We start from the raw sequence: 6,995 nt of genomic DNA on the forward strand, positions 1-6,995 counted from the left end.
CCTAGATCAGGATTCTACCCAAAGCGCTGCTAGGATAAATGCTAACGCTCAATTTTCACAACAAAACACAAAAATAAATTTTGCTCCTTCCTCTCTTAAAGTATTTGATAAAGAATGGAAGTTTGTGGAGGAAAACCTAATAACGCTTATTCCGGGAGAAATAGATTTTTCCAATGTCAAAATCTATAATGAAAACCAGTTTATCGCTTTGGAAGGAGCAATTTCAGAAGATCCTTTAAGAGAATTAGAACTTTTATTAAATGAAGTAAATGTTAACCTTTTAAATACATTAGTACCCCAGGAATTTGAAGGAACAATCAATGGAAAGTTTACCGTAGAAGATGTTTACGTTCAACCGCTCGTACAAGGAGAAATCAGCATTGACAGTTTGGAGATTAATACTTTTCTTATCGGTAATCTTAAAGGCACAGCTAATCTGGATACCGAGCAATTAGCGATCAACTTGACAAATACTAGAGGAGGGATTAAAACTATTGATGTAGATGGGTCGATTGGCCTTGAAAACCAGGATCTTTCGGTGGATGCCATTCTCAGTGAAACGAACTTAATAATTTTAGAACCTTTCTTGTCCAATTATTTGTCTCAACTGGGAGGTTCCGTTACAGGTAATTTTCAAATAAAAGGGACCACTCGTGAACCTCAAATTCTGGGCACTGGAAATGTGAAAGAAGGAAAACTCCGAATAAACTTCCTCAATACCTCGTATCAATTGGATGGCAAAATTGCCTTTAATCCAAACCTGATTAATTTCAGAGATTTGACGCTTCGGGATGTTAATGGGAATTTAGCAAATCTTACAGGCGGGATAAACCATAAGGGATTTAAAAACTTTTATCTTGATATTAATTCCAGTTTGACAAATTTTCAAGTTTTGAATACGACTGCAAGAGACAATGAAACCTTCTATGGGGATGCTTATGTAACTGGGACAGTGGATTTCTTGGGAAGCACTACCAATCTTGATATCAATGCCAGAGCGACAAGCCAGCCAAATACTCGGATATACATCCCTTTGACAGACGATAGTAGAATTGCACAGGAGGAATTCATTCATATCATCAATATTCAAGATACTGTGAGGATCAGAGAGATAACCGAAGATATCAATAGACTTGATATCGAAAATATTCGAATGAATTTCATCTTGGATATCACGCCAGATGCTCTTGCCGAAATAATAATTGACCCAAGAACAGAAGAGGGGATTTCAGGAAGAGGAAGAGGTGTATTGACTATGAATATAGATACTCAAGGTAATTTCTCACTTACAGGAAACTATGAAATCACAGAAGGAAAGTACAACTTCTCTTTATACAACATTGTCAAAAAACAGTTTAACATCAGGCCGGGTAGTAGAATAACCTGGTATGGAGACCCTTATGAAGGAGTCATGGATTTGACAGCAGAATATGTGGAAAATGTTTCAATCCAACCCTTGATTAATGCAACATCAACAACTGACCCGGACAATTCGCAAACAAGGAGAAGGTATCCTGTAAAAGTAATTATGGATTTAGAAGGAGCTTTACTTTCTCCAGACATCCAGTTTGGTTTTGATTTTAGCCAATTCCCGACAAATGGGGATTTACAAACAACTATTTCTGCTTTCCAAAATAGGATTGCAAATGATGAACAAGAGAAGAACAGGCAGGTTTTTTCGGTAATTATGTCCCGCTCCTTCTCACCTGAAGGTCAGTTTTCCGGCGTTACTAATATTTCATCCAGCTTAGGGCAATTGCTTTCTTCCCAACTCAATGCTTTCCTAGGTCAGGTAGACAAAAACTTGGAAATTGATGTGGATTTAGCATCGCTAGACGCAAATACATTAGAAACTTTTCAGCTTTCAGTTGCCTATACCTTCCTAGATGGTAGATTAAGAGTTTCAAGAGATGGAGGATTCACGAATAACCAAGGAAATGCAAATGCAGCTTCAATAATCGGAGACTGGCAAGCTGAATATTTACTAACAGAAGACGGAGTTTATCGAATTCGTATCTTCAATAGAAATAATTTCAATGTATTTACTTCGCTTTCACTTTCTAAAAATGTAGCTACTTATGGAGTGTCTGTATCTCAGAATGTTTCCTTTAATTCTTTCTCTGAGCTATTCCAAAAGCTCACCAGAAAGAAAGATGAAAAACTCAGAATCAATGACACAGATGATTTCCTGCGCTATAATTATGAAAATGGTGAAAAATGGACCCCTATAAACCTAGAAAATCTTGAAAACAGATTGGACTCTTTGGAACGGATTCGACAGGCCATTCCAGTTCCTGATTCGATTCCTCCAAAGAGAGATTCTTTAAACAATTTCATTCTAAAGGAGCTTTTCTGATAAAGTAAAATCATGGAGAAAATAAGTATTTTTTGGTTCCGAAGGGATCTGAGATTGGAAGACAACACAGGTTTATTTTATGCCCTACAGAATGAAACCAACGTCCTACCCCTCTTTATCTTTGATAGAAATATTTTAGATGATCTGGAAGATAAAACTGATGCCAGAGTTGAATTTATCCACAATCAAATTACCAATATCAAGGAAAATCTCGAAGAAAAAGGAAGTACTCTTTTGGTAAAGTATGGAAAGCCAGAGGAAGTATTTCAGGAGATTTTCAAAGAATATCAGGTTCAGGCAATTTATACCAATCGAGATTATGAACCCTATGCAAAGAAAAGAGACGGTAGCATAGAAGAATTGGCAAAAGAAAATGGAACGATTTTCCTAAGTTTTAAAGATCAAGTTATTTTCGAAGCCGGTGAAATTCTGAATGGGTCAGGAGAATTCTACAAGGTATTTACACCTTTTAGTAAGATTTGGCTGGAAAAATTCAATAGTACGACCATTGAACCTCTATCTTATTTCCATTGGAAAAATCTTTTTCAATGCAAGCCAATGAAATTGATCTCTTTGGAAGAAATGGGCTTTCGAGAGTCCAGCATTAAAATCCCTTCTTCAAATCCAGATGAAGAAATTATCAAGCATTACGATGAAACCAGAAACTTCCCCGCTCAAAATGGAACAAGCAGGTTAGGAATCCATTTACGATTTGGCACTATTTCTATAAGAAAATTAGCCTTGATAGCCAGTGAACTAAATAAGACATATCTCAATGAATTAATCTGGAGAGAGTTTTATATGATGATCTTAGCTTTTAATCCACAAGTTGTAGATAAAGCTTTCAAACCGGCATATGATAACATACCTTGGCGAAATAACGAAGAAGAGTTTGAAGCATGGTGCGCTGGAAAAACAGGATACCCTATTGTAGACGCAGGAATGAGAGAATTGAATGAGTCGGGTTATATGCACAATAGAGTTCGAATGGTTGTCGCTTCGTTTTTGACTAAACACCTGCTGATAGATTGGAGATGGGGAGAGGCATATTTTGCGAAAAAATTGCTTGATTATGACCTCTCCGCAAATAATGGCGGTTGGCAATGGGCAGCAGGAACCGGAACAGATGCTCAGCCTTATTTTAGAGTTTTCAATCCCGAATCTCAGAAAGATAAATTTGATAAGGACCTGAAGTATATTAAAAAATGGATTCCTGAATTTGGAACAAATAAGTACCCGAAACCAATTGTAGACCATAAATTTGCAAGACAAAGAGCACTTGATACCTATAAAAAAGCCTTAGATAAATGAATATTGGAGATAAAGTAAGATTAATACGTGGGACGGAAGAGGGAATTATCCGAAAAATATCTTCAGGAGGAAGAATAGAAATAGAAATTGAAGATGGTTTTATTATACCTGCCATGAAAAATGAGGTGGTTTTAGTTCATGCCACTGAGAAAGCCTATTTCGGAGAACAGGAATCAAAAAATCCAGAACAGGACGTTCCTCAACCAATTTCAGCTCCAAAAGACCAGGGTCTTTATCTTGCCTTTATTCCAATCAATGATCAAAGCCTTAGTCTTTATTTGATCAACGATAGTAAAAAGCCTTACCTAGCTCATGTTTCTGAAGTTTTCGGAGATAATCAAAGAACCTTGATGGCAACAACATTAGGTCCCGGAGAATCCAAAAAATTTGATGATCGATTACTCAAAGAGATGGATGAATGGCCAGCATTTTTACTCCGTTTTATCCCCATTCAAAATAGCCTCGAAAAAGCATTACCTGCTTTTGAACGGCAACTGAAAATGAAACCAACCCAGTTTTTTAAACATTTGAGTAAAGCTCCCTTACTTGGAAAGACTGCCTATCTCTTTTCTTTGGAACAATCCACCAAAGAATTGGATATCAGGGCCTTAAATCAGGAATTGGAAAGTTTACAGCCAAAAGCAGCACCTATTCAAACCAAAAAGCCACCCAGATCAATCGATCTTCACATAGAGGAATTGACCTCAAATCATCAAGGAATGAGCAATTCTGCCATGCTTAAACTTCAAATAGAGGTATTTGAGAAAAATCTAGATCAGGCGATTGCAAGCGGGATGGATGAAATTACATTCATCCATGGAGTAGGAAATGGAGTTTTAAGAAAAGAAATTCATCGTCATTTGAGTCAATTAGGAAATATTAAGTACTTTAAGGACGCGCAGAAAGACCAATGGGGCTATGGGGCAACACTGGTGAAAATTTCCTAAATGATGCAGAGCAAGGTCTCTCCTATTTTTCAGGTTTTTGAAAAACAGCATTCGGATGCTAAAGTAATTTTTTTGGCTTTGGGCAAGCAGATCAAATCCAAAAAAGCAATTGAACTTTTGGGTAAAATGGAGTTTTTGGAACTCTATTGTAACCTATTGGGTAAAATCCATTTTGATAAAGAGGGACTTAACTTTGATATTTTTTCTTCATTTAAAAAACTAGAGAAAAGCCTTAGGAAGGTTCACCATTTTAAATTAGTGGAAAGCAACTTTCAGGTTTATGAAAAGAAAACCAAACTCACCTTCAATAGCTATCATCAGTACATGGATAAGCAAAAGAAGAACTTATATAATGAAACATTCGACTTGGTGGTAGGGAGTACCCTGAAAAGTTGGGACGAGCTTTTTCTTGCTGCACATAAATCAAGTCAAGGTCTGAAACCTCTTGCTATTAGTTCCGCGATTAACCAAATCATCAGCGAGGAATTGGGATTTATTCAGTTAGACTTAAAAGCCAAACTGGACAGCAAAGCTCTAAAAGAGATTTTTGATGCGTTAAGGACTATCATAATGCTTGAAAATCTACTCATTCACTTAGGCTTCAATCCAATATTTGTAAGTAGCATTCATGAGGAAATCAAGCAGTTAAAGGATAATTTAAAACCTTGGTATTCAAACCAGCTTGCATTGCAATCTCTCACACATTTTGTGGCGGAAAAAGAAAATGCTTCAAAGAAATATCTCGACTGGATTAACGAACTCAAAGTGCAAAAAAAAGTACTATCCACTGTTGCCGAAAAACAAGCGCATCAACTTTTTGATAAGATATTAGTATAAAACAGCATTTTTATAAGGCAGAAAGTTTTCTGGCAACCTAAAATTATTTGCGTCTGAATTTGAATTAGAAATCATCAAAGCGGAATCTGTCAATAAAAACTCCAAACAATTTTCAAATCACTATTCAAATAACTTAAATCTACCCAAGGATGAAACTTCTTATGATTAAGAGGTTCTTAGAAAAATAGAAATATCTCTTAGGCAGTTCTTGATCAAGAATTTGAGAAATATGGATCAAAGAAAGAGAATCTCTCGGTAGAAATTATTCATTGACACTCCTTTCAAACTCATTACTTTTATAGTACTTTGTTTTATTATCTACCCATTAATTAGAAAATTACACTTAATAAAAATTAGGAAATCCCCCAATTAAAATACTGATATTCAGTATTTCCAATCGAAAATTTACATTTATGAAAAGGTTTATCTTTGCAGCTCTGCTAATTCTTATTTTTTCAAGTTGTGGCGAAAATGTAGAAAATCAAACAGAGGGAATAAAATTAGATCGCCAATGGTGGAAAGAAGGAACACTATATCAACTGTACCCTCAAAGTTTCAAAGATACTGATGGTGATGGTTTTGGCGATTTTCGAGGAATTATTGAAGAATTGGATTACCTACAAAGTCTAGGAATTACAGCCGTTTGGATGAATCCATTTTTTGAATCTCCGATGGTAGACAACGGCTATGATGTTAGTAATTACAGAGCTATCAATCCCCGGTATGGTACCATGGAAGACTTTGAAGAAATGGTCGATGGAATGAAAGAACGTGGGATTCGTTTTGTTCTGGATGTTGTGGTAAATCATAGCAGCGATCAGCATGAATGGTTCCAATCTGCAAAAAACTCAAGAGATAGCGAATACCGAGACTATTATCATTGGTGGCCGGCAGAAAAAGGGGAACCACCCTATCGATATAGTCTTTTTGATCCTGAAGGTGGATGGGATTATGTCAAAGAAACAGATTCTTATTACCTCCACACCTTTGCTGAGCAGCAGCCAGATCTCAACTGGGAAAATCCAAAACTTCGTCAAGAAGTCTATGATATTATGAAATTCTGGGCAGAAAAAGGCGTAGATGGTTTTAGAATGGATGCCTTTCAATTTGCCAGTAAGGACATTACTTATCCAGAATTCCCTGAAGGATATCAATCAGAATTCATCAAATATCATGGCCTAAGACCAGCTCTTCATGATTATTTAAAGGAGATGTATATAGAAGTGATGGAGCCTTATCATGTGTTTGCAGTCGCAGAAGGAGCTGGCAGCACCTTTGAAGACGCACATGATTTGGTGGATGCTGACCGGAAGGAGCTTCAGGTTGCTTACCATTTTGAATATGTGGACATGTCTAGGACACCGGCTGGGTACAAATTATCAGAATTTAAAGAAGTCTTTAGCAGATGGGATAGTGCATTTGCAGAAAACGGGTGGATAGCAGTTTTTCTTTCAAATCATGATAACGCGCGCCTGGTCGACAGATTTGGAAATCCTAGCCCTGAATATAGAAGAGTTTCTGCTCAGATGTTAAATACCTTTTTG

Annotated in this window: 5 protein-coding genes; all 5 read left to right on the forward strand. The window is 36.6% G+C overall.

Features of this window, described 5'->3' with window-relative positions; translation table 11 throughout:
* Positions 1-2,356, forward strand: a 2,356-nt coding sequence (locus tag Q0L68_RS13915; protein WP_296704296.1) for a translocation/assembly module TamB domain-containing protein, incomplete at its 5' end; no start/stop codon positions are given.
* 12 nt (positions 2,357-2,368) lie between these two features.
* Positions 2,369-3,667 carry a deoxyribodipyrimidine photo-lyase gene (locus Q0L68_RS13920; RefSeq protein WP_296704299.1) on the forward strand — a complete coding sequence of 433 codons (1,299 nt, stop codon included), beginning with the start codon at positions 2,369-2,371 and terminating at the stop codon, positions 3,665-3,667.
* Positions 3,664-4,614 (forward strand): Smr/MutS family protein, encoded by a 951-nt coding sequence (locus Q0L68_RS13925; RefSeq protein ID WP_296704302.1) that lies wholly within the window; start codon positions 3,664-3,666, stop codon positions 4,612-4,614. The genes Q0L68_RS13920 and Q0L68_RS13925 overlap by 4 nt, the downstream gene beginning before the upstream one ends.
* Positions 4,615-5,451: a hypothetical protein gene (locus tag Q0L68_RS13930; protein ID WP_296704304.1), complete on the forward strand. Its 837-nt coding sequence runs from the start codon at positions 4,615-4,617 to the stop codon at positions 5,449-5,451. It abuts the gene before it with no gap.
* Positions 5,452-5,864: 413 nt separating this feature from the next.
* The coding region (locus Q0L68_RS13935; RefSeq protein WP_296704307.1) for an alpha-amylase family glycosyl hydrolase at positions 5,865-6,995 on the forward strand (1,131 nt) is incomplete at its 3' end.

Origin of the sequence: Algoriphagus sp. (genome assembly GCF_024642405.1) — a bacterium.
In the GTDB taxonomy this organism is placed as follows: Bacteria; Bacteroidota; Bacteroidia; order Cytophagales; family Cyclobacteriaceae; genus Algoriphagus.

Bases quoted from the DNA above. Each gene is read 5' to 3' on its own strand.
- Q0L68_RS13920 (WP_296704299.1), top strand. From the start codon at position 2,369: ATGGAGAAAATAAGTATTTTTTGGTTCCGAAGGGATCTGAGATTGGAA.
- Q0L68_RS13925 (WP_296704302.1), top strand. From the start codon at position 3,664: ATGAATATTGGAGATAAAGTAAGATTAATACGTGGGACGGAAGAGGGA.
- Q0L68_RS13930 (WP_296704304.1), top strand. From the start codon at position 4,615: ATGATGCAGAGCAAGGTCTCTCCTATTTTTCAGGTTTTTGAAAAACAG.